Raw genomic sequence first — 20,798 nt, 5'->3', positions numbered from 1 at the left:
CCTGTGACGCACGCGTTCTCGTGGAGGCAGGGGCAGTACGCCCCTTGGTCCCCTCCCGGGTCACGTCGACGACGAGAAAGTGAGCCTGGGGGCCGCAACGATGCCGTCTGAATACGCAAAGGCTCTCGGCGCGAGGCTTCGCGCCATCCGCACCCAGCAGGGCCTGTCCCTGCACGGTGTGGAGGAGAAATCACGTGGCCGCTGGAAGGCCGTCGTCGTAGGTTCGTACGAGCGGGGCGACCGCGCCGTCACCGTTCAGAAGCTGTCCGAGCTCGCCGAGTTCTATGGCGTGCCCGTCTCTGAGTTGCTCCCCGGCGGAGCCGCGCCGAGCCCGCTCGGCCCGACCCCGAAACTTGTGATCGACCTGGAGCGACTCCAGCAGCTTCCGAAGGACAAGGCCGGTCCACTCGCCCGTTACGCCGCGACGATCCAAAGCCAGCGGGGCGACTACAACGGAAAGGTCCTGTCCATCCGGCAGGAGGATCTGCGATCCCTGGCGGTGATCTATGACAAGTCACCGACCGAACTGACTGAGGAACTCATCGGCTGGGGTGTCCTCGACCCTGAGGCACGCCGCGCCGTAGAAGCGTTCTGAGCCGTACCCCCCGAAGTGGTGCGGTGATCCCACCCGATCACCGCACCGCGTCGGAGGGCCATACGACGCTGCCCAGCCCCCGCGCGGCCAGGCCGCCCGAACTCGCACGGCCGCATCGCCCCGGAAGACCGCATCGCGCCGGAGGGCGACCTCCCGCAACCGCCACATCTCCCGGGCACGGCAATCGCCTTCTACGCCACGTCGCCCCGCACGGCGGACCACGTCGGCCCGCGCGGAAGACCACATCGCATCGCGCGGAAGACCACGTCCCTTCGCAACGCCACGTCGCCCCCGCACGGCAGACCGTGTCGGCCCGCACGACAGACCACGTCGCCTCGCAACGCCACCTCGCCCCACGTGGCGGCAGACCACGTCGCCTCGCAACGCCACGTCGCGCCCGCACGGCAGACCAAATCGCCTCGCAGCGCCACCTCGCCCCGCACGGCAGACCACGTCGCCTCGCAGCGCCACGTCGCCCCCTGGCGGCACGCCCGCTGGTGGCACATCCCCTGTAGCGCCCCGCAACGCCACACAGCCCCGTATGACTGCGTCGCCTCGCATTGCCGCATATCCCTTAGCGACATGTCGCCCTCAGCGCCATCGCCCCGTCGTGCCCCTACTGCGACGTCGGTCCCCTAACGCCCCCATCGCGACATCACCTCGTGCGGCGACGTCTCACGGTCGTGCCCTGGGAATGCGGCCCGTCTCTTGCGCCGCCCCGCCTCCGCCGCCCTGACCGGTGGTCACGCTGGGGCACCCGCACGGAGCCGATCGGTGAGGCTCAGGAGCCCGCCTCTCCCCACACAGCCGCGACGTCGCCGTACGGCTCGGCGGTGTAACGGGTGCTCGTAGCTCCGGTCGTAACGGCCTGCGGGTCCCGCCGATTGGGGGGGAGAGATCTCGGCGGGACCCGCGGCCAGACCGGCCGCTCCGGTGAAGGCCGGCCCGCCCGGGACGCACCGGACATCCCGCAATGTCACCACGTGCGCCCCGGGGGCCACCGCCATCCCGACCGGGGCGCCCGGCGGGGATGACGACGCTTCATGGACTACTCAAAGCGAACAGAAGGAAAGACCGGTCACGGACCAGAGCCCGCGCGCGCCCCACATGGCTCGAAGGACGGCCCGGTGGTAGGTACGGACCGGAGGTAGGTAGGCATCCAAGGTGAAGGTCCGGTCCCGGCCGCGGCCGAACGACGAACCGTCGATGAAACCATGACGGAGCAGGAGAAAGCCTCCCGTCGAACCTGGACGAAAAGGTGGGGCCGAGTAGCCAGGCCAGCTCGGGCGCGCGCCACACTCCAGCCGACCACTCGGGCCAGTCTGGACACGAACCACACCTCCAACCGTCCGACCAGGTCAGCCCTGGGCCGACCTGATCGAGACTCGTTCCCAGCCGACCGGCCGAGCCGGCCTGGACACCCCCGCAACCGACCGGACACCCGGAACAGGAGCCGCGCCCCAGCCAACCGACCGGGCCGGCGCGGACACCGCCGGATATTCCACTGTGGCCTCCCCGGATCCATCGCCGCCTCACCGGCCCGCGCCTCGATGCCAGACGGCCCGGCGCCCATGGCGGGCACGGTTCGCGCAGGGCGGCTCCGCCGGCACTCGCGCCTGGACACGAACCGCACCCGGCCGACCGACCGGGCCGGCGCGGACACCGCCGGATGTTCCGCTCCGGCCTCGCCTGCCTACGCCTCGACGCCGGACGGCCCGGCGCTCATGGCGAGCGTGGCCGGTGCAGGACGGCTCGGCGGCACTCACACCCGGACGCGCCCCGCACCCCAGCCGACCCCTCGGGCCGACCTGAGCGCGAACCGCGACCCGACCGACCGCGAGGGTCGGCCGTCACCACCGCTCACGCGCAATCGGCTCGGCCGCGCCTCGCACCCCAGCCGACCCCTCGCGCCGGCCTGAGCGCGAACCGCGACCCGACCGACCGCGAGGGTCGGCCGTCACCACCGCTCACGCGCAATCGGCTCGGCCGCGCCTCGCAGCCCGGCCTGCCGTGGCCGGGGTGGCCGGCGGGGTCAGCCGGCCACCGGGAGCATCGGCTGGCTGTCGATGCCCAGCGTCGTCTCGACCAGCGCGACGAAGATCTCCGCGTCGTGGAGCAGGTCGTTGGCCTCGTGTACGGTCACGGCGCTGGGGAGGCCCGCCTCGGCCGCGGCTCGTTTGCCCGCGCCCGCGGCGAAGAAGGCGGCCCACTCCCGCAGGGCCGGTTCGACCTCCGGGAGCAGGACCCACACGCTCCGGGGCCGGCCGCGGCGCTTGTCCGTCGGGTCGCCCCGGGCCGCGAGCACCGCGGCCGCGGCGCGCAGCGCGGCCAGGTGGGCCGCGACGTAACGTGAGGCGGGTACGGCGGACTCGGCCGCCTCGACCAGGCCGTGCCTGGCCGTCTGCAACAGTGTGATCGCCGGCGGTGCCGGCCTGCGCCTTGGGACGGGGCGCAGAGGGACGGCCGTGGACCTTGCGGACATGGCGTGCCTCCTTCCGCTCGTCGGGGTTCGCGGACGGCGCGGGCGAAACGCTTCCCCTCGTCCCGCCCGGCCGCCGCGTCTCGCTCTGGCATGCGCTGCCCGGCGAGCCGAACCCCTCCGGCGCGGACCCGCGAGAATCCGCACCGAATACTCGAACACAGGTTCGAGATGACTCCAGTAAACCCGCGTCGCCGCCATTCGTCAACATGTTCGAATGACGCCGTGTCGCCGCAGGTCAGGGCGGTCGAACATGACTGCTGTCAGTGCGCCCGGCACCCGTCCGTCGACGACACTGACGACGATACGAACGCGGACCGACAAAACCAGGCTCTAAAGTGCTGACCATGCATCCCAACACCGCGAACGTCGCCGCTCGCCTGCGGGAACTCGGCGCCACCGGCGAGGTGCGCGAGCTCCCGGACGCCGCGCCGACCGCCGTGGCCGCCGCCGCGCAGCTCGGCTGCGAGGTCGGCGCGATCGCGAACAGCCTGATCTTTGCCGCCGACGGCGAACCCCTGCTCGTCCTCACCAGCGGCGCCCACCGCGTCGACACGGCCAAGGTCGCCGCCCTGATCGGCGTCGCGAAGGTCAAGCGCGCCGACCCCGAGTTCGTACGCGCGGCCACCGGCCATCCGATCGGCGGGGTCGCGCCGGTCGGTCACCCTCGCCCGGTCCGCACGCTCGTCGACAAGTGGCTGGCCGAGCACGAGGTCGTCTGGGCGGCGGCCGGCCACCCGCACACGATCTTCCCGACCTCCTACGACGAGCTCGTACGGATCACCGGCGGCACGCCCGTCGAGGTGGAGTAGGCCGAGCGGTACGGCCGGAACGCCTCGCGGACGTGCCGTACGAACTGCTCGGGGGACTCCAGAGCCAGGAAGTGGCCGCCCTCGTCCGTCGTGGCCAGGCGGGCCATCCGCGGGTACGCGCGCCGCAGCCAGGGCTCCGGCGGGATCGGGAGCTCCGGCTCGCGCGTCAGCAGCACGGACGAGGGCACCGAGACCGCCTCGGGCGGCGGAACGGCGTCGACCGCGTACAGGCGTGACGAGGACCCGATCGAACCCGTCACCCAGTACGTCATCACGTTGGTGAGCAGGTCGTCGTCGGCGAGGCGGCCGCGCGTCGCCGGGTCGCTCCACGTCAACCACTTCTCCAGCACCCAGGCCGCCAGGCCCGAGGGCGAGTCGTTCAGCCCGTACGCCAGGATCTGCGGCCGGGTCGCCTGGACGTGCGCGTACGCGCCCCGGGTCCGCTCCCAGCGGCGCCCGGCCTCCACGTACGCCACCTCCTCCGGCGTGCGCGGAGTCGGGTCCGCCGGCCGGATCCAGTTGGTGGTCTGGATGGCCCGTACGGTCGCGGCGTGGTACATGCCCAGGCGGTTCACCACGCCGCCGCCGATGTCGTCGCCGTGCGCGACGTAGCTCGCGTACCCCAGGCCGTCGACCATGAGCCGGTCGAACAGCCCGGCGATCACGGCCCGGTCGAGCCGCCCCGGATAGGGATCCGAGAATCCGTACCCCGGCAGCGCGGGCACCACGACCGAGAACGCGTCGGCGGGATCGCCGCCGTACGCCGCGGGGTCGGTCAGCCGGTCGAGCACCCCGAGGTACTCCACGAACGAGCTGGGCCAGCCGTTGGTGAGCAGCAACGGCAGCGGGTCCGGTCCCGAGCCGGGCACGTGCACGAAGTGGATGCGCGCGTCGCCGACGGCGGCGCGGAAGTGCGGCACCGCGTTCAGCCGGGCCTCCTGCGCCCGCCAGTCGTACCCCGAGCGCCAGTACGCGACGAGGTCCTCGATGCGCTCGACGGTCTCGGGGCTCTCTCCTCCGTCGAGGACCTGCGGCGACGGCGGGCGCGTCCGTTCGAGACGGGCGGCCAGATCCTCCAGGACCTCGTCCGCGACGGCGATGTGGAACGGCTCGATCACAGGAACCTCCCGGTCTGAGTTACGAGCAAAGACGGTACGCACGTAACTCGTTACGTGTCAAAGTCGTACGGATGTAACATCGGCGCATGTCATCGCGACCGTCGGCTCCCGGGCCGCTCGCATCGGTGGAGGCGTTCCTGCGGACGCGGCACGAGGCCGACGCCGCCGGACTCGACCGCTGGCGCGCGGAGTACGGGCTGCCGGGCGAGGTGGCGGCGGAGACGTACCCGCGCGCCGTGCGGTTGCGGGAGGCGCTCCGCTCGCTGCTGCTCGCCAACAACGCCGGCCCCGCCGATCCCGACGCGTTCGACCTGGTCAACGCGGAGATCGTACGTTGCGGCGTGCGGCCGCTGATCACCGCCGACGGCGTACGGTGGCCGGCCGGCGAGCGCGAGGCGGACCCGGGCGACCTGGCGCTCGGCGCCGTCCTGGCGGGTGTCCTCAGGGCGATGACCGACGGCACGTGGCCCCGGATGAAGGCGTGCGCCGCCGACGACTGTCACTACGCGTTCTACGACCACACCCGCAACCGCTCGGGCCGCTGGTGCGACGTCGCGGGCTGCGGCGCCAACGCCCGCATGCGCGCCTACCGCCGGCGCCGCGCCTGACCGCCGCCACCCCCCGGCGGCCATTAGCGGCAGACCCCTTCTGACATGCGGAAGGGCCGTAAACGGCCGCCCCTCGCGGCCTACAGACAGGCGGGACCGACGGTGGTACAACGGTCTCCTGAGGCTAGAGCGCACTCTCCGGAGCGGCCCCTATGGCTGGACACGAGGATCTGCGCGCCGCCGCCGCGCGTGACAGGGACTTCGTCGGCGTGGACGTCGACGCGATGGCACGGCTCATCCAGCAGATGAACGGCGCCTCGCAGGCCATCTCCACCTGGTTGCGCACCAATGCCACTCTGCCGCCCGGAGTCCCTCGCACCGGGCTGCGCGAGGCGCAGGCCGTGCACGCCTGGACCGGCGGCCAGCAGGGCATGCTCACGCGACGCCGCAACTACGCCCTCACCCACCTGAATCAGGGCGGGCCCACGATGCCCAAGGTCAGCGCGGGCCGGCTCGGCGCCGGCGCGCGCCGCCGTGCGACGTCCGCCGGGGCCGGGCACGACCTCGGCGCCTTCCCTGACGTACGCGCCGCGACCAGGGCCGGGACGGCCGACGCGGCGGCCTTCCTCAAGGCGCGGGAGGCGCACCGCCCGGTGCCGGACGAGGTCTGGAAACGCCTGCGCGCGAGCGCCGACGACCCCGACTACACCCACGGCCTGTACGGCCGGCTCGGCCCGGCCGGCACCGCCCGGCTGATCGAAGCGGCGGGCAAGGACCACCTGAAGGACGTCCGCACCTCGCTCGGCGTGGCCAGCCACCACCTGACGATGGACGAGAAGTGGCTGCGCGCGATGCTCGACGAGGCGCTCCGGCGGGGCGTACGCGACGACGCGGTCGCGCTGCTGTCCCAGGCCGGTCTCGCCCACCGCACCCGCGTCGCGCTCGGCCACCTGGGCCTGACCGAGATCGTGGAGACCGGAGGGTCGGAGCCCGCCGGCGCGGAGAACGGGCCCCCGGTTCCGTCGCACGAGGCCATGCTGGCGCCCGCGGCCGACGATCCGCACGCCGCGGTCGAGCTGTACTCCCGTCATCCGGAGACCCTGCACCGCGCGCTGGCGGACGGGCCACGGTCGGAGGCGCTGGCCCGGCTGGTCATCCAGGCGACCACCGCCCACGACGCCGACCCCGCCGCCGTACGCGCCAACGCCGCACGCCTGGCCGCCTTCCAGGCGACACGCTCCCCGGAGACCTCCGCATGACGCTCCCATTGGAGGGCCCGTGAACGAGCGGAGCGAGCGAACCAAACAACACGGACCCCTGGTCGCTTTCCCGACGCAGGAGGGCCCGTGAACGAGCGGAGCGAGCGAACCAAACAACACGGACCCCTGGTCGCTTTCCCGACGCAGGAGGGCCCGTGACCACTTATCCGCCCTCCCCGGCCACGTTGCGCTCGCCCTCCGACCCGCCTCCGCCGGACGGCACTCAGCAGCCCAACCCCGCGTACGCTGAGCTCTACAACGCCTACCAGCGGGCGTTCGACAGCGCTTCGACGCTGGAGACCGCCCTCGACCCGCCCGTACGCACCGCCGGCGACGCGTGGGTCGGGCCCGCCGCCCGCTCGTGGCAGAGTGAGCTGGAGGCCCGGCGCGGGCAGTTGAAGAAGGCGGCGGCGCAGATTCTGTGGGACATTTACGGCGCACTGTCGAAGGTTCCGCCGTACATCCCCAAGTGAGGCACGTGAGACCAGCATTCAGGGCCCGCCGCGAGGCGTCACCCCAGATCCGTGAGATCGGCCGCCGTGACTTCCTGCGGCGCCTCGACGCGCTGCTCGCCACCTACGAGGCGGCGATGCTGCCTCCACCGGGGCAGATGCCCGGCCGGCACATGATCATGGAGCGGCACACCGGCTATCCGGCGTTCCGCGCCTTCGTCGCCGAGCGTTCACGGAGCGTGGTCGGGTTCAGCTACGGCTTCCACGGCGAGTCCGGGCAGTGGTGGCACGACGTCGTACGCGCCGAACTCGTCAAGATCGGCGGCGAGGAGCACGCCCGGCACTGGCTGGACGACACGTGGGAGGTGGCCGAGCTGCACGTGCATCCGGCCGCGCAGGGGCTGGGCCTGGGCCGCGGGCTGATCACCTCGCTGTGCGCGGGCCGGCCCGAGCGCACCGTGGTGCTGTCCACGCTTGACGCGCAGACGCCGGCCCGCAACCTGTACCGTTCGCTCGGCCTGGTCGACCTGCTGACCGACTTCCGGTTTCCCGGGGGCGGCCCGGCCTACGCGGTGATGGGCGCGGAGTTCCCGCTGAGCTCCAGGCGGGAGTAGACCTCGCGCGTCGCGGTCGAACTGTTGAACGTGATGAAGTGGATGCCGGGCACCCCTTCGGCGAGCAGCCGCCGGCACAGCTCGGCCGCCTGGTCGATGCCGAGCCGCCGTACCGCCTCCGGGTCGTCGCCGACCGCGGCGAACTGGGCGGCCAGCTCCGGCGGGAACGGCGCCCCGGACAGCTGCTCGGACCGCTCGATCGTGCTGAGCCGGGTGACCGGCATGATGCCCGGGATGATCGGCACGTCGCAGCCGGCCGCCGCCACGCGGTCACGCAGCCGCAGGTAGTCGTCGGCCCGGAAGAACATCTGCGTGATCGCGTAGTCCGCCCCGGCCTGGCACTTACGAATGAAGTGATGAGTATCACTTTCGATGTCGGGCGACCGCGGATGCTTGTACGGGAAGGCGGCCACGCCGACGCTGAAGTCGCCCGCGGACTTGATCAACCGGACGACGTCCTCGGCGTACTCCACGCCGTCGGGATGGCGCACCCACTCCCCCATCGGGTCGCCGGGCGGGTCGCCGCGCAGGGCCAGCAGGTCGGTCACGCCCACCGCCGCGAACCTGCCGATGAGCTGCCGCAACTCCGCGACGGAGTGGTTGACGGCGGTGAAGTGCGCGACCGGGGTGAGCGTCGTGTCGGTGGCGATCCGCTCGACGATCTCCACCGTACGGTCGCGGGTGCCACCCCCGGCGCCGTAGGTCACGGAGACGAAGGTCGGCTGGAGCACCTCGAGCCGGCGGATCGCCTGCCAGAGGTTTCGCGCCCCCTGCTCGGTCTTGGGCGGAAAGAACTCGAACGAGAAGGTCGTCTCCCCGGCGGCGAGGACTTCCCGGATGGTGCGGCGGCGGGCGGTCGTCATGTCCCACAGGGTAACGGGCCCGTGCTTGAGGGCCACTAGTCTCGATCACGTGGCCGCTCATGAAATTCGCAAACGGGTCGACGAGGCGCTGTACGCGTTCGTGGACGACCGGCGTCCCCTCCTTGGCGCCGTCTCGGCCGATCTGACGCCCCTTCTCACCGCCCTGGACGCGCTGCTGTCGGGCGGCAAGCGGTTGCGCCCGGCGTTCTGCTACTGGGGCTGGCGGGGCTCGGGCGGCGCCGACCTCCCCGAGTTCTTCACCGCGGCGGCCTCACTCGAACTGCTCCAGGCCGGCGCGCTGATCCACGACGACGTGATGGACGGCAGCGACACCCGGCGCGGGATGCCCGCCGTGCACCGGCGGTTCGAGGCGCTGCACGCCGAGTCGGGCTGGCGTGGTTCGGCGGAGGGGTTCGGCGCCGGTGCGGCGATCCTGCTCGGCAACGTGTGCCTGACCTGGTGCGACGAGATGTACCAGGGCAGTGGCCTGCCCGACGACGCGCTGACGCGCGGGCGGCCGCTGTTCAACCAGATGCGTACCGAGGTGATGTGCGGGCAGTACCTCGACCTGCTCGGCCAGGCCCGCGGCCGGCAGCCGGACGCCCACGAGATGGTCGAGACGGCGTTGCGGGTCGTCCGGTTCAAGAGCGCCAAGTACACCGTCGAGCGCCCGCTCCAGCTCGGTGCGGCGCTGGCCGGTTCGCCGTCGGTGGCGGCCCTCTCGGCGTACGGCATGCCGGTGGGCATCGCCTTCCAGCTGCGCGACGACGTCCTCGGGGTGTACGGCGACCCGGCGGAGACCGGCAAACCGGCCGGTGACGACCTGCGCGAGGGCAAGCGCACGGTGCTCGTCGCGCTGGCCCTGGAGCGCGCCTCGGCCGCGGAGGCCACGACCGTCGAACGCCTCCTGGGCGATCCGGAGCTGGACGCCGCGGGCGTGGAGACGCTCCGCGAGATCATCGTGACGACCGGCGCGCTGGACGCCTGCGAGGAGATGATCGACCGGTACGCCTCGGAGGCCTCCGCGGCGCTGGCCGCCGCCCCGCTGACCGCCGACGCACGTGCGGCCCTGTCGGAACTCACCGTGGCCGCGACCGCACGTACCGTCTGACCGGCCATCGGCCGCTCCGCCGGAAACGTTCCGTACGCCCGTGAATCGAGCGTTCGCCGGACAGAAGGATCTTGCCCGGTTAAGAATGGGGCATGACCCACCGAGCGTCCGAATGAGCACGGATGTCAGCACCATGAAACTCGACACCGGAGAGCACCGGCGTGTCACGGCCCGCGGGCCCGCACGGGTGCGTCCCCGTCCGGCGTCACGGCCTGCCCGCCGTCGCCGGAGCCGTCAGCTCATCGTCGGGCTGGCCCTCGTCATCCTCGCCGGGTTCCTTCTGGGCCTGGGCCTGCCGATCCACCCGTAACGGCCGCTACCAGTGCGGAGGGCGCTCCTCCAGCAGCCGGGCGTCCTCATCCGATGCGCGCCACTCGCCCCATCCGGTGTCGGTGTCGTCACTCGTCTGATCGGGCAGCACGTCAAGTTCGTCGTCGTCGGAGAGCTCGACGGGGCGTTCGTCGTCAGGAATGCCGATCATGGCTCCCATTCTCGCGCACGGCGAGGTGTGGGCTGGGTGAACCACGGGTGAAATTCACTCATGGCGCAGGCGCCGGGACAGGGCCTCCGCCGCGGCCCGCGGGTCGTCGGCCTCGGTGATCGCCCGCACGACGACGACGCGGGTCGCCCCGGCCGCCAGCACCTGGTCGAGGTTGCCGGCGTCGATGCCGCCGATCGCGAACCACGGACGGGCGAACCGGCGTTCCGCGGTGGAGGACAGCAGCCCGAGGCCCGGGGCCGGCCGGCCCGGCTTGGTCGGCGTCGGCCAGGTCGGGCCCGTACAGAAGTAGTCGACGCCGGGCTCGCTCGCCGCCGCGGCCGCCTGCTCCTCCGAGTGCGTGGACCTGCCGATGAGCATGTCCTCACCGACGATCGCGCGTGCCCGGCGTACGGGCAGGTCGTCCTGGCCGAGGTGCAGCACGTCGGCGCGGACGGCGTGCGCGATGTCGGCCCGGTCGTTGACCGCGAGCAGGGCGCCGTGCCGGTCGCAGGCCGCGCGGAACACCTCCAGGTGCTCCAGCTCCCGGCGCGCCTCCAGCCCCTTCTGGCGGAGCTGGACGATGTCGACCCCGCCGGCCAGCGCCGCGTCGAGGAACCCGGGCAGGTCGCCCTGGGCCTCGCGCGCGTCGGTGCACAGGTAGAGGCGCGCGCGGCCGAGGCGGGAGCGCAGGCTCACCGCCCGGTCAGTGGGAAGACGTGCGGGCAAACCGCGGCCCTCCGTCTCGCCGGGCGGTGTCGCCGTGGCTCAAAGCGCGAGCGCCTGCGCGCGCCGGTTGATCTCTTTGACCCGGTGCTCGGTGAGCGCCTGAACCGGCGTGCCCGGCAGCGAGTCGTCTGCGGTGAACAGCCATCGCAGTGCCTCGACCCGATCGAACCCGGCGTCCGCGAGCACGGTGAGCGTGCCGTGCAGGCCCTTGAGCGGCTGGCCGTCCTGGATGAACGCGGCGGGCACGCTCAACCCGCCCTCGCGCTGCACCCCCAGCAGCTTGTGGTCGCGGAGGAGTTGCTTGACCCGCTTGAGATCGAGGCCGAGGCGCTCGGCCGTCTCAGGGAGGGTGAGCCATTCGCCCACCAGGGTGTCGGTCTGTCGATCGATCTCGATTTCGGCAACGGTGTGCGTCACGCCTGCCTGCTTACCATCTTCGGCACCATCTGAAACCTCTATTCCGGTCGCGAAATCACAGGGTGAGGTATCAGCCGCGCACGGTGGCCTTGACCGGGATCTGGGGATCGGCGAGCCGCCCGGCGTCGACGGCGGCGCCCGACGCTATCAGCCGCCGCCCCTGCACCAGGTCACGCGGCCGGTCGACGGTCAGGATCGCGACGAGCCGCTCCCCCGCCAGCCAGCACAGCGACCAGCGGTCCGCCTCGGGGTCCTCGCGCCAGACCGTCGTGTCGGCGGCGGGGTGATGGCCGGCGTACTGCACCATCCGGCCGAACTGCTCGGACCAGAAGTACGGGACGGCGTCGTACGCCCGCTCGCCGCCGAGGAGGTTCGCCGCCACGACGTCGGGGGCGTTCAGTGCCACGTCCCAGTGCTCGACGCGCAGCCGGCGGCCGAACCGGCCCGACCACCACGCGGCGCAGTCGCCCACCGCGAACACGCCCGGCCGGCTCGTGCGCAGCCCCTCGTCGACGACGACGCCGTTCTCCAGCGCCAGCCCGGAGCCCTCCAGCCAGCCCGTCTCGGGCCGTACGCCGACGCCCGTGAGGACCAGGTCGGCCTCGATCGAGCCGCCTCCGGCCAGCGCCAGGCCGCCCGCCTCCACCGAGGCGGCCTTGACGCCGTGGCGCAGCTCGACGCCGGCCTCGGCGTACCAGCGCGCGGTCCGCGTCCCGGCCTCGGCGCCGACGGCGCCCGCGAGCGGCGCGTCCGCCGCCTCGGCGACCGTCACCCGGCAGCCCGCCGCGGCCGCGGCCGTCGCGACCTCGGCGCCGATCCAGCCCGCGCCGACGATGACCAGCCGCGCGCCGGGACGCAGCGCGGCGCGGAGCGCGCGGGCGTCGTCGATGGTGCGCAGCACGTGCTGCGGGCCGTCGCCGGGCAGCCGGATCGGTGTCGCGCCGGTCGCGATGACCAGCCCGTCGAAGGCGAGTGGCCCCTCGGTCGTCTCCAGTTCCTCGCCCAGGCCCGTCGCGCGGCGCCCCAGGAGCGTCGCGCAGCCGAGCGCGTCGAAGTCGGCGGCGACGGTCGTGTCGTCGGTCTCGCCCCGGAGCACGGCCTTCGACAGCGGCGGACGGTCGTACGGTGCGTGCGGCTCGGCCCCCACCAGCGTGAGACCGCCCGCGTACCCCTGGGCCCGCAGGGTCTCGGCCGTCCGCAGCCCGGCCAGTCCGCCACCCACAATGATCACGCGCTCCATACGACGTAGGCTAGGGGGTGCTTCACGGGCCCTGACCGCCGCCGAGCCGGCAGCGGGCCGGTGAACGCCCCCGAGAAAGATCCCAGCGCGGGAGCCCGGCGAACCGGGCTGAGAGGGCGGCATGAGGCCGCCGACCGCTGAACCTGATCCGGGTCATGCCGGCGAAGGGAGCGCCAGAGTGGACGACGTGGTCATCATCGGCGGCGGTGTCATCGGGCTGGCGACGGCGTGGCGTTCGCTCGGACGCGGGCTGCGGGTCACGGTCGCCGACCCCGAACCGGCCGCCAAGGCCTCCTATGTCGCCGCCGGGATGCTCACCCCCGTCAGCGAGCTCACCTACGGCGAGGAGGCGCTCCTGCACCTCGGCCTCGCCTCACGCGACCGTTATCCGGCGTTCGTGGCGGAGCTGGAGGAGGTGTCCGGGCGCGACACGGGCTTCCGCGACGACGGGACGCTGCAGGTCGCCCTCGACTCCGACGACCTCGCCCTCCTCGGCGAGCTGCGGCGCTTCCAGGAGTCGCTCGGGATCCCGGCCGAGACGCTCACCGGCCGCGAGTGCCGGCGGCTGGAGCCCATGCTCGCGCCGTCCGTGCGCGGCGGCCTGCTCGCGCCCGCCGACGGCTCCGTCGACCCGCGACGCCTCACGGCCGCGCTGCTGGCCGCCGTCGAGCGGCTCGGCGGCACGCTCGTACGCGAGCGGGTCGCGGAGGTGCTGACCGAGGACGGGCGGGCCGTGGGCGTCCGCCTCGACGGCGGCGACGTGGTCCGCGCGCATCAGGTGGTGCTCGCCGCCGGGCCGTGGAGCCAGGACGTCAAGGGCGTGCCGGACGGCGCGCTGCCGCCGGTACGCCCGGTCAAGGGCCAGGTGGTGCGGCTGCGGAGCGCGACGCCGTTCCTGGGACGGTGCGTACGCGGCCTCGTGCGCGGCTCGTCGGTCTATCTCGTGCCGCGGGCCGACGGGGAGATCGTCGTCGGCGCCACCCAGGAGGAGATGGGCTTCGACACGACGGTCACCGCGGGCGGCGTCTGGGAGCTGCTGCGCGACGCCCGCGAACTGCTGCCCGGCGTGACCGAGCTGGAGTTCACCGAGGTGCGCGCCGGTCTGCGGCCCGGCTCGCCGGACAACGCCCCGGTGCTCGGCGCGAGCGCGCTGCCGGGCCTGCTGCTGGCCACCGGCCACTTCCGCGGCGGCGTGCTGCTCGCGCCGGTCACCGGCGAGGCCATGGCCGAGCTGCTGGCGACCGGTTCGATGCCCGAGGTCGCCCGGCCGTTCTCACCCGGCCGGTTCCAGGAGTGAGCTCGCAGGAGCGAGCGGAGGCGGCGGCCGAGGTACGAGGTCGCCGGTGGAGCGAGTGAGAAGGGCGAACGACCAATGAGCACGAGTGAGCCCGAAGGAGCGAGCGGAGGCGGCGGCCGAGGTACGAGGTCGCCGGTGGAGCGAGCGAGAAGGGCGAACGACCAATGAGCACGAGTGAGCCCGCAGGAGCGAGCGGAGGCGGCGGCCGAGGTACGAGGTCGCCGGTGGAGCGAGCGAGAAGGGCGAACGACCAATGAGCACGAGGAGTTCGTGAAGGTCCGATGAAGATCACTGTGAACGGCGCGGAGCGCGAGGCGGAGGACGGCGCGACCGTCGCGGGCGTGGTCGCCTCCGTGACACGGGCGCCGGCCGGCGTGGCCGTCGCCCTCAACGACCAGGTCGTCCCGCGCGGCGACTGGCCGACCACGATCGTTCGGGAGGCGGACCGCATCGAGGTGCTGACCGCCGTGCAGGGAGGTTGACGATGGAGGACCCGCTCGTCATCGCGGGAGAGACGTTCGAGTCCCGGCTCATCATGGGGACCGGCGGCGCCCCGAGCATGAACGTGCTGGAGGAGGCGCTGACCGCGTCCGGCACCGAGCTGACCACCGTCGCGATGCGGCGCGTCGACCCCGGCTCCCGCGGCTCGGTGCTCGACGTGCTCGGCCGCTTCGGCATCCGGGTGCTGCCGAACACCGCCGGCTGCTTCACCGCGGGCGAGGCGGTGCTCACCGCCAAACTCGCCCGCGACGCGCTGGAGACCAACTGGGTGAAGCTGGAGGTCATCGCCGACGAGCGGACGCTGCTGCCGGACCCGATCGAGTTGCTGGACGCGGCCGAGCAGCTCGTCGACGACGGGTTCGTCGTGCTGCCGTACACCAACGACGACCCGGTGCTCGCCCACCGGCTCGAGCAGGCCGGCTGCGCGGCGGTGATGCCGCTCGGCTCCCCCATCGGCTCGGGCCTGGGCATCCGCAACCCGCACAACATCGAGCTGATCGTCGAGCGGGCGCAGGTGCCGGTCGTCCTGGACGCGGGGCTCGGCACGGCCAGCGACGCGGCGCTCGCCATGGAGCTGGGCTGCGACGCGGTTCTGCTCGCGACCGCGGTCACCCGTGCGCAGTCGCCGGCCCTGATGGCGTCGGCGATGCGGCACGCCGTGACGGCCGGCCGGATGGCCCGGCTCGCCGGCCGCATCCCCAAGCGGCGGTACGCGCAGGCGTCGTCTCCGTGGCAGGGACTCAGCTCGGGCGGTTGATCTCGATCCGGTCAAGGATCGATGCTTTCCTTTGGAGCGGCGGCGAGTATCACGTTTAAACACGAATACACTCCCTCCTGATGGATACGTCGGTTGCGGACCCGCTCGTCGGGCAGGTGCTCGATGGGCGCTATCGCGTCCAGTCGCGGGTCGCCCAAGGCGGCATGGCCACGGTGTACGTCGGCCATGACACGAAGCTCGATCGCACGGTGGCCCTCAAGGTCATGCACGCGAACCTCGTCGGCGACGAGGAGTTCGTGCGGCGCTTCATCTCCGAGGCCAAGCACGCCGCGGCGCTGTCGCACCCGAGCGTGGTGGCCGTCTACGACCAGGGCACCAGCAAGGGCCACGTGTTCCTGGCGATGGAGTACGTCCCCGGGCGCACGCTCCGCGCGCTGCTGACCGAGCGCGGCCGGCTCGGACCGCGCGAGGCGCTGGAGATCATGCAGCCGGTGCTCGCGGCGCTGGGCGCCGCGCACCGCGCCGGCGTCATCCACCGCGACGTCAAGCCGGAGAACGTCCTGCTCAACGCCGACGGCCGCATCAAGGTGGCCGACTTCGGCCTCGCCCGCGCGGAGTCGGCGAGCAAGCAGACCAAGACCGGCATGCTCATCGGCACCGTCGGCTATCTCGCCCCCGAGCAGGTCATCTCCGGCGACGCCGACACCCGCACCGACGTCTACGCGGCCGGCATCATGCTGTTCGAGCTGCTGACCGGCCGCCAGCCGCACCAGGGCGGCACGCCGCTGTCCGTGGCGTACAAGCACGTCAACGAGGCCGTGCCGCTGCCGTCGAGCGTGGTCCCGGGCCTGCCGCCGCAGATCGACGCCCTCGTCGCCAGCGCGACCAACCGCGATCCGGCGCGGCGGCCCTCCGACGCGGTCCACTTCCACTCCGCGGCCGGCGAGGTCTACCGCACGCTGCCGCACGACATCGACGAGTCCCTCGCGGGCGTCAGCCCGGTCACCGCGCCCATGCCCGGCCCGTCGGCCCCCTCCTCTCCGGAGGGCGCGACACAGGCGCTCTCGGCTCCGGCCGGCTCCGGCACGCAGATGATGCGGCCGCACACGATGGCGATCCCGCGCGACGAGCACACGCAGCCCGACCCCGGACCGCCGCCCGCGGGCCTGAAGGACCGGCTCCTGCGCCCGCCCGGCCTGTACGGGGTCATCGCCGCCGCCGTCGTGGTGGTGCTGCTCCTCGGCGGCGTCGTGTGGAGCGTGACGGTCGGCAACACCGAACGGGTGCCCAAGCTCGTCGGCCTCTCCGAGGAGCAGGCGCGCGTCGAGGCCGCCAAGATCGGCCTGAAGGTCAAGCACGGTGACTCCCGCTACGACCAGAAGATCCCCAAGGACCGGGTCGCCGAGGTCCAGCCGGCGGTCGGCACGGAGGTCAAGAAGGGCACCGTGCTCACGCTGGTGTTCTCCAAGGGCAAGAAGCCCGTGGACGTCCCGGACGTGCACAACCTCCCGCTCGACCAGGCCAAGCAGCGGCTGCAGAGCGCCGGCCTGCAGGCCGGCGACCAGGTGTCGCAGGACAGCACGACGATCCCGCGCGGCTACGTCATCCGGACCAAGCCGGCCGCCGGCACGTCGCAGAACCCGGACGACCCGGTCACGCTGGTGGTCAGCAACGGCATGAAGATGCCCAACCTCGTCAACATGCGCCGTGACCAGGCCAACGCGGCCCTGACCAAACTGGGCCTGAACGTCCAGTGGCAGGAGCAGGACCCGGCTCCGAACCAGCCGGAGAACATCGTGGTCGGCCAGAACCCGCCGCCGGGCCAGCAGGTCAACCGCGGTGACTCGGTGCAGGTGACGGTGACCAAGGGCCAGTGCCAGTGGTGGAACCCGTTCTGCAAGGACAACGACGGCGGCCAGGGGGCGGTGCCCCAGGTGACGGGCCAGCCGATCGCGCTGGCGCGGCAGCTCCTGCGCCAGAACGGCTTCCAGGTGAAGGTCACCAAGGGCGGCGGCCGTGACATCGTCACCGGCCAGAACCCTCCGCCCGGCACCCCGCAGCCGCACGGCGCCACGATCACCATCTGGCACTGAGCGGTTTCGGCGCCCGCGGCGCGGTGCGCGGCGAGCGGGCTCCTCGCACCCACTAGGCTGGCGCGGCGATGACTGCCCAGCTGACCAACCCCATCGGGGCACACGTGCCGGTGGCCGGCGGCCTGGCCACCGGCGGGCTGCGTTACGCGGCGCAGATCGGCGCCGAGGCCATCCAGGTCTTCGTCAGCAACCCGCGCGGATGGGCGCTGGCGGCCGGCAAGGAGGCCGAGGACCACAAGCTGCGGGAGCACGCCGAACGCACCGGCATGCCGGTGTTCGTGCACTCCCCGTACCTCATCAACGTCGGGTCGCCCAACCCGCGGACGGTCGCCAGTTCGGTGGCCTCGATCCGGCACTCGCTCGTGCGCGGCGCCGCGATCGGCGCCCGCGGCGTCGTCGTGCACACCGGCTCGGCGGTGTCCCAGGCGCGTGAGGCCGCCGTACGCCAGCTGCGCGAGCACCTGCTCCCCCTCCTCGACGAGATCCCGGCGGACGGCCCCGACCTGCTGTTCGAACCGATGGCCGGGCAGGGCGCGATGCTGTGCGCGACCGTCCAGGACCTCGGCCCGTACCTGGACACCGTGGACCGCCACCCGCGCGCCGGGGTGTGCCTGGACACCTGCCACGCGTTCGCGGCCGGCCACGACCTGGCCGCGCCGGGCGGCGTGGCCGCGATGCTGGACGCGCTCGCCCTGACGGCCGGCGCCGACCGGCTGAAGCTGATCCACGCGAACGACTCCAAGGACGGCTGCGGCTCGGCCAAGGACCGGCACGAGAACATCGGCGAGGGCCGAATCGGGGCGGAGCCGTTCGCCGAACTGTTCCGCCACCCGGTGAGCCGGGGCGTGCCCCTGGTGATCGAGACCCCGGGCCGCAGCGCCGAACCACACCGCGCGGACGTGGAGACCCTGAAGGCCCTCCGCGACCGCTGACCTGACGCGCCCCCACCGGTGAGACGGACCGCGAACAGGTCGGCGCCGCCCGGGCGCACGGCCGCCGGAGACGCGCGTCTTCCAGGGACGCGGAGCGAAGGCCCGGTGAGACGCGCGCCACTGAGGTCGATTCGACCCCGAGCGCGGGCGGCAGGTGCGGGCTCGGGCGACGCGACGGCGGACGAACGCCTCCAGGACGTGGTGCCGGGGCGAATCGTGGGCGACGTGGGCGAACGCGGAGACGCCGCCGAGACAAGCCCTCGACGTCGGCGGCGGCGGGCTCTCCAGGGCCTTGCCAGAGCCGGACGCGCGGTGCGACAGCCGGTGGGTACGGCCCCACGCGCGGCGGGGAGACGATCACCACGGCGCCGCCGATGGAGAGGTCCAGGAGCCGGACGTCCTGCCGGTCATCGAGGGCGCATCCAGCCCGGCATCTTCCACAGCGCCGTCGCGTACCGCCGAAGGCGCACAACCGGGCAAGCGCCCGGGCGGCGATCCGTACCCCCGGACGGGCGAGCTCGTACCGCCTCTCGCCGCCGGCCGCGTCCTGATGCGAGACGCCGGGCGGCGCCTTCCCGGCGTCCCCGGGCCGGAACGAAAAAAGGCCTGGGTGCCGCTGAACAACCCCCCGACCGTTCAGCAGCACCCAGGCGCCGCCGCCTGGCCTCCACCCCCCCGAGTCGGAGCCTGGCGGCCGTCCCGAGAACGTTGCTGTGCCGAAACACTAGGGTCCGCACGTGCCGCGGCGAAACCCATAAAGCCCTTGCCTCGGTAAACGGTTAGTAGTCGGCGGTATGCGTTCGGCAACCTCGGTCTGAGCGGTCGCTCCGGTGCGACGAACGGCGGCGTTCACGGGCGGTCCTCCGGGAGGTGCATGCGAGCCATCGCCCGGTGCGTGTGCGCGGGGACGGTCGCGCGCGTCAGCAGCGACACTCCGATCATCGCGGCGAACCCCAGCGGCACCGTGACGAGCGCCGGCTGTTCGATCAGCATGCCGAGCCAGCCGGGGCGCTGGCCGCCGAGGATCCGCGCGAGGCCGGCGGCGGTGGCCGGTCCGCCGCCCGCGAGCACGCCCGCGACCGCGCCCGCCGGGGTGAGGCGCGACCACCAGACGCCCAGGACCAGCAGCGGGCACAGCGACGACGCAGCGACCGCGAAGGCGAGGGTGATCAGGGCCATCGACTGCGGTACGCACGTCAGCACCGCGAGGAGGAGCGGGACCGCCATGGTGATCACCGCGGACAGCCGGAAGCCGCTCGCGCCGCCGCCGAAGTTGCCGGAGATGCTGCCGGAGACCGCGACGACCACCCCGCAGGAGGTGGAGGCGAACGCCGCGAACGCCCCGGTGGCGACGAGGATGGTCAGCAGGTCGCCCGCGAGGCCCGGCAGGATCCGGTGGGGCAGCATCAGGAGCGTCGCGTCGGTCTCGCCGGTCATCAGGAGCTCGGGCGTGTAGAGCCGGCCGAGCGTGCCGAACAGCGCCGGGAACAGGTAGAAGGCGGCCAGCATCAGCACCACGATCTTCGCGGTACGGCGTGCGGCGCGCCCGCCGGCGTTGGAGTAGAAGCGGACGACGAGGTGCGGCAGGCCCATGGTGCCGAGCAGGACGCTGAGCAGCACGGAGTACGTCGCGGCGAGCGGATGGTCGCGCCCGCCCGAGAACGGCGTCGCCCACCGGTCACCGCGCAGGAGCGTCAGCTGGTCGGTGTGCGGCACCGTGGCGCCGGCCGGGAAGCGCAGCCGCGCCCCGGCACGTACGCGATGCGTCCCGGCGTCCAGCCGCACGGGCTCACCGTTGTGGTGCCGCCCGTCGACGACGCCACGGACGGTGAGGACGGCGGGCGCGGTGAGCCGCATCCCCGCGCTCGTGCCGGCCGTGACCGTCGTCGGCCGGTGGAAGTACGGCGCGCGCGCCGCGTCGGCGTCGTTCTGCAGCCGCCAGACGGCCAGGAAGATCAGTCCCGGCACGACCACCGCGATGAGCTTGAGCCAGAACTGGACGGCCTGCATACCGGTGATGCTGCGCATGCCGCCCGGCAGGATCATCACGCCCACCGCGACGACGACGGCCACCCAGCCGGTCCACACGGGCAGCCCGCTTATTACCGACAGTGTTACGCCCGCCCCCTGAAACTGCGGAAGGAGGTAGAACCAGCCGATGACGACGACGCAGGCGCTGACGGCGTGCCGGACCGTACGCGATCCGAGCCGCCAGGCCGCGAAGTCGGACAGGGTGTACGCGCCGGAGCGGCGGAGGGGAGCCGTGACGAGTGTCAGCAGCACCACATGGCCGGCGGCGGCGCCGATCGGCAGCCACAGCATGTCCGCGCCGTACGCGAGCACGAGGCCGGCCATGCCCAGGAAGGCCGCGGCGGAGATGTACTCCCCGCTGATCGCCGAGGCGTTCCACCACGGCGAGACCTCGCGTGACGCGGCGTACAGGTCGCAGGCGTGCGCGGGCCGCGTACGCGCGGAGACGCCCAGGAGAGAGGCGATGAGCAGCGCGAGCGCCACCACCGTGATCATGAATGCTCCTCACCCG

The 20,798-nt window shown here is 72.9% G+C and carries 21 protein-coding genes and 1 riboswitch; of the genes, 13 read left to right on the top strand and 8 right to left on the bottom strand.

Annotated elements, in window-relative coordinates:
* Nucleotides 1-100: 100 nt before the first annotated feature.
* Complete coding sequence (gene bldD, locus ACQEV1_RS19030; RefSeq protein WP_141961424.1) at nt 101-595, top strand: transcriptional regulator BldD; 495 nt, start codon at nt 101-103, stop codon at nt 593-595.
* 2,032 nt (nt 596-2,627) lie between these two features.
* On the opposite strand, the gene ACQEV1_RS19025 is transcribed toward bldD, so the two are convergent.
* A complete protein-coding gene (locus ACQEV1_RS19025) occupies nt 2,628-3,077 on the bottom strand; it encodes an SAV_6107 family HEPN domain-containing protein (RefSeq protein ID WP_285616981.1) in 450 nt (149 codons plus the stop codon).
* Between the two features lie 344 nt (nt 3,078-3,421).
* Between ACQEV1_RS19025 and ACQEV1_RS19020 the strand changes: the two genes are divergently transcribed.
* Nucleotides 3,422-3,886: a YbaK/EbsC family protein gene (locus ACQEV1_RS19020; RefSeq protein WP_285616983.1), complete on the top strand. Its 465-nt coding sequence runs from the start codon at nt 3,422-3,424 to the stop codon at nt 3,884-3,886.
* Here ACQEV1_RS19020 and ACQEV1_RS19015 read toward each other — a convergent pair.
* Nucleotides 3,835-5,004: an epoxide hydrolase family protein gene (locus tag ACQEV1_RS19015; RefSeq protein ID WP_433394909.1), complete on the bottom strand. Its 1,170-nt coding sequence runs from the start codon at nt 5,002-5,004 to the stop codon at nt 3,835-3,837. The two genes, ACQEV1_RS19020 and ACQEV1_RS19015, sit on opposite strands and share 52 nt — an antisense overlap.
* A gap of 86 nt (nt 5,005-5,090) precedes the next feature.
* Here ACQEV1_RS19015 and ACQEV1_RS19010 point away from each other — a divergent pair, with 86 nt between their 5' ends.
* The 4 genes from ACQEV1_RS19010 to ACQEV1_RS18995 all read left to right on the top strand — a co-directional run bounded on the left by ACQEV1_RS19010 (nt 5,091) and on the right by ACQEV1_RS18995 (nt 7,877).
* Entirely contained in the window at nt 5,091-5,612 is a 522-nt protein-coding gene (locus ACQEV1_RS19010) for a CGNR zinc finger domain-containing protein (RefSeq protein WP_433394907.1), read from the top strand.
* A 152-nt stretch (nt 5,613-5,764) separates the two neighbouring features.
* Nucleotides 5,765-6,811: a hypothetical protein gene (locus ACQEV1_RS19005; RefSeq protein ID WP_433394905.1), complete on the top strand. Its 1,047-nt coding sequence runs from the start codon at nt 5,765-5,767 to the stop codon at nt 6,809-6,811.
* 155 nt (nt 6,812-6,966) lie between these two features.
* On the top strand, nt 6,967-7,284 hold the full coding sequence (locus tag ACQEV1_RS19000) for a hypothetical protein (RefSeq protein WP_285566759.1): 318 nt from the start codon (nt 6,967-6,969) through the stop codon (nt 7,282-7,284).
* A gap of 5 nt (nt 7,285-7,289) precedes the next feature.
* Nucleotides 7,290-7,877, top strand: a complete 588-nt coding sequence (locus ACQEV1_RS18995; protein WP_285616991.1) for a GNAT family N-acetyltransferase — start codon at nt 7,290-7,292, stop codon at nt 7,875-7,877.
* On the opposite strand, the gene metF is transcribed toward ACQEV1_RS18995, so the two are convergent.
* Nucleotides 7,829-8,740 carry a methylenetetrahydrofolate reductase [NAD(P)H] gene (gene metF, locus ACQEV1_RS18990; protein WP_285616993.1) on the bottom strand — a complete coding sequence of 304 codons (912 nt, stop codon included), beginning with the start codon at nt 8,738-8,740 and terminating at the stop codon, nt 7,829-7,831. The two genes, ACQEV1_RS18995 and metF, sit on opposite strands and share 49 nt — an antisense overlap.
* Before the next feature lie 49 nt (nt 8,741-8,789).
* On the opposite strand from metF, the gene ACQEV1_RS18985 reads away from it, so the two are divergent.
* Together ACQEV1_RS18985 and ACQEV1_RS18980 are read left to right on the top strand one after the other, a co-directional pair.
* A complete protein-coding gene (locus ACQEV1_RS18985; protein ID WP_433394902.1) occupies nt 8,790-9,851 on the top strand; it encodes a polyprenyl synthetase family protein in 1,062 nt (353 codons plus the stop codon).
* A 112-nt stretch (nt 9,852-9,963) separates the two neighbouring features.
* Nucleotides 9,964-10,161, top strand: a complete 198-nt coding sequence (locus tag ACQEV1_RS18980; RefSeq protein ID WP_285616996.1) for a hypothetical protein — start codon at nt 9,964-9,966, stop codon at nt 10,159-10,161.
* Between the two features lie 6 nt (nt 10,162-10,167).
* Here the strand turns inward: ACQEV1_RS18980 and ACQEV1_RS18975 are convergent, their stop codons facing one another.
* From ACQEV1_RS18975 to ACQEV1_RS18960, 4 genes are all read right to left on the bottom strand, one after another.
* On the bottom strand, nt 10,168-10,332 hold the full coding sequence (locus tag ACQEV1_RS18975) for a hypothetical protein (protein WP_285566767.1): 165 nt from the start codon (nt 10,330-10,332) through the stop codon (nt 10,168-10,170).
* 54 nt (nt 10,333-10,386) lie between these two features.
* Nucleotides 10,387-11,022 carry a thiamine phosphate synthase gene (gene thiE / locus ACQEV1_RS18970; protein ID WP_433405923.1) on the bottom strand — a complete coding sequence of 212 codons (636 nt, stop codon included), beginning with the start codon at nt 11,020-11,022 and terminating at the stop codon, nt 10,387-10,389.
* Between the two features lie 75 nt (nt 11,023-11,097).
* A complete protein-coding gene (locus ACQEV1_RS18965) occupies nt 11,098-11,475 on the bottom strand; it encodes an Rv2175c family DNA-binding protein (protein ID WP_285566769.1) in 378 nt (125 codons plus the stop codon).
* Nucleotides 11,476-11,545: 70 nt separating this feature from the next.
* Nucleotides 11,546-12,715 (bottom strand): NAD(P)/FAD-dependent oxidoreductase, encoded by a 1,170-nt coding sequence (locus tag ACQEV1_RS18960; RefSeq protein ID WP_285617000.1) that lies wholly within the window; start codon nt 12,713-12,715, stop codon nt 11,546-11,548.
* Nucleotides 12,716-12,792: 77 nt separating this feature from the next.
* Nucleotides 12,793-12,904, top strand: a riboswitch (TPP riboswitch).
* Here ACQEV1_RS18960 and thiO point away from each other — a divergent pair.
* The 5 genes from thiO (at nt 12,894) to ACQEV1_RS18935 (ending at nt 18,256) form a co-directional block, all read left to right on the top strand.
* Nucleotides 12,894-14,012 carry a glycine oxidase ThiO gene (thiO, locus tag ACQEV1_RS18955; protein WP_433394898.1) on the top strand — a complete coding sequence of 373 codons (1,119 nt, stop codon included), beginning with the start codon at nt 12,894-12,896 and terminating at the stop codon, nt 14,010-14,012. Its footprint overlaps the riboswitch before it by 11 nt.
* A gap of 281 nt (nt 14,013-14,293) precedes the next feature.
* Nucleotides 14,294-14,494, top strand: coding sequence for a sulfur carrier protein ThiS (gene thiS / locus ACQEV1_RS18950; RefSeq protein ID WP_285566773.1), 201 nt, complete (start codon nt 14,294-14,296; stop codon nt 14,492-14,494).
* 2 nt (nt 14,495-14,496) lie between these two features.
* Complete coding sequence (locus ACQEV1_RS18945; protein WP_433394896.1) at nt 14,497-15,270, top strand: thiazole synthase; 774 nt, start codon at nt 14,497-14,499, stop codon at nt 15,268-15,270.
* Between the two features lie 80 nt (nt 15,271-15,350).
* Entirely contained in the window at nt 15,351-17,324 is a 1,974-nt protein-coding gene (gene pknB, locus ACQEV1_RS18940) for a Stk1 family PASTA domain-containing Ser/Thr kinase (protein ID WP_285617004.1), read from the top strand.
* Between the two features lie 68 nt (nt 17,325-17,392).
* On the top strand, nt 17,393-18,256 hold the full coding sequence (locus ACQEV1_RS18935; protein ID WP_433394893.1) for a deoxyribonuclease IV: 864 nt from the start codon (nt 17,393-17,395) through the stop codon (nt 18,254-18,256).
* Between the two features lie 849 nt (nt 18,257-19,105).
* On the opposite strand, the gene ACQEV1_RS18930 is transcribed toward ACQEV1_RS18935, so the two are convergent.
* Nucleotides 19,106-20,782 carry a cation acetate symporter gene (locus ACQEV1_RS18930; protein ID WP_433394891.1) on the bottom strand — a complete coding sequence of 559 codons (1,677 nt, stop codon included), beginning with the start codon at nt 20,780-20,782 and terminating at the stop codon, nt 19,106-19,108.
* Nucleotides 20,783-20,798 lie beyond the last annotated feature (16 nt).

The organism is Actinoallomurus sp. CA-142502, assembly GCF_050936355.1.
In the GTDB taxonomy this organism is placed as follows: domain Bacteria; phylum Actinomycetota; class Actinomycetes; order Streptosporangiales; family Streptosporangiaceae; genus Actinoallomurus; species Actinoallomurus iriomotensis.
Note: the sequence above shows the minus strand (reverse complement) of the source record. Positions and strands in the feature narration are given on the sequence as shown.

Excerpts from the sequence above, each read along its gene's own strand:
- bldD (WP_141961424.1), top strand. The coding sequence starts at position 101 with ATGCCGTCTGAATACGCAAAGGCTCTCGGCGCGAGGCTTCGCGCCATC.
- ACQEV1_RS19025 (WP_285616981.1), bottom strand. The coding sequence starts at position 3,077 with ATGTCCGCAAGGTCCACGGCCGTCCCTCTGCGCCCCGTCCCAAGGCGC.
- ACQEV1_RS19020 (WP_285616983.1), top strand. The coding sequence starts at position 3,422 with ATGCATCCCAACACCGCGAACGTCGCCGCTCGCCTGCGGGAACTCGGC.
- ACQEV1_RS19010 (WP_433394907.1), top strand. The coding sequence starts at position 5,091 with ATGTCATCGCGACCGTCGGCTCCCGGGCCGCTCGCATCGGTGGAGGCG.
- ACQEV1_RS19005 (WP_433394905.1), top strand. The coding sequence starts at position 5,765 with ATGGCTGGACACGAGGATCTGCGCGCCGCCGCCGCGCGTGACAGGGAC.
- metF (WP_285616993.1), bottom strand. The coding sequence starts at position 8,740 with ATGACGACCGCCCGCCGCCGCACCATCCGGGAAGTCCTCGCCGCCGGG.
- ACQEV1_RS18980 (WP_285616996.1), top strand. The coding sequence starts at position 9,964 with ATGAGCACGGATGTCAGCACCATGAAACTCGACACCGGAGAGCACCGG.
- ACQEV1_RS18975 (WP_285566767.1), bottom strand. The coding sequence starts at position 10,332 with ATGATCGGCATTCCTGACGACGAACGCCCCGTCGAGCTCTCCGACGAC.
- ACQEV1_RS18960 (WP_285617000.1), bottom strand. The coding sequence starts at position 12,715 with ATGGAGCGCGTGATCATTGTGGGTGGCGGACTGGCCGGGCTGCGGACG.
- thiS (WP_285566773.1), top strand. The coding sequence starts at position 14,294 with ATGAAGATCACTGTGAACGGCGCGGAGCGCGAGGCGGAGGACGGCGCG.
- ACQEV1_RS18945 (WP_433394896.1), top strand. The coding sequence starts at position 14,497 with ATGGAGGACCCGCTCGTCATCGCGGGAGAGACGTTCGAGTCCCGGCTC.
- pknB (WP_285617004.1), top strand. The coding sequence starts at position 15,351 with ATGGATACGTCGGTTGCGGACCCGCTCGTCGGGCAGGTGCTCGATGGG.
- ACQEV1_RS18935 (WP_433394893.1), top strand. The coding sequence starts at position 17,393 with ATGACTGCCCAGCTGACCAACCCCATCGGGGCACACGTGCCGGTGGCC.
- ACQEV1_RS18930 (WP_433394891.1), bottom strand. The coding sequence starts at position 20,782 with ATGATCACGGTGGTGGCGCTCGCGCTGCTCATCGCCTCTCTCCTGGGC.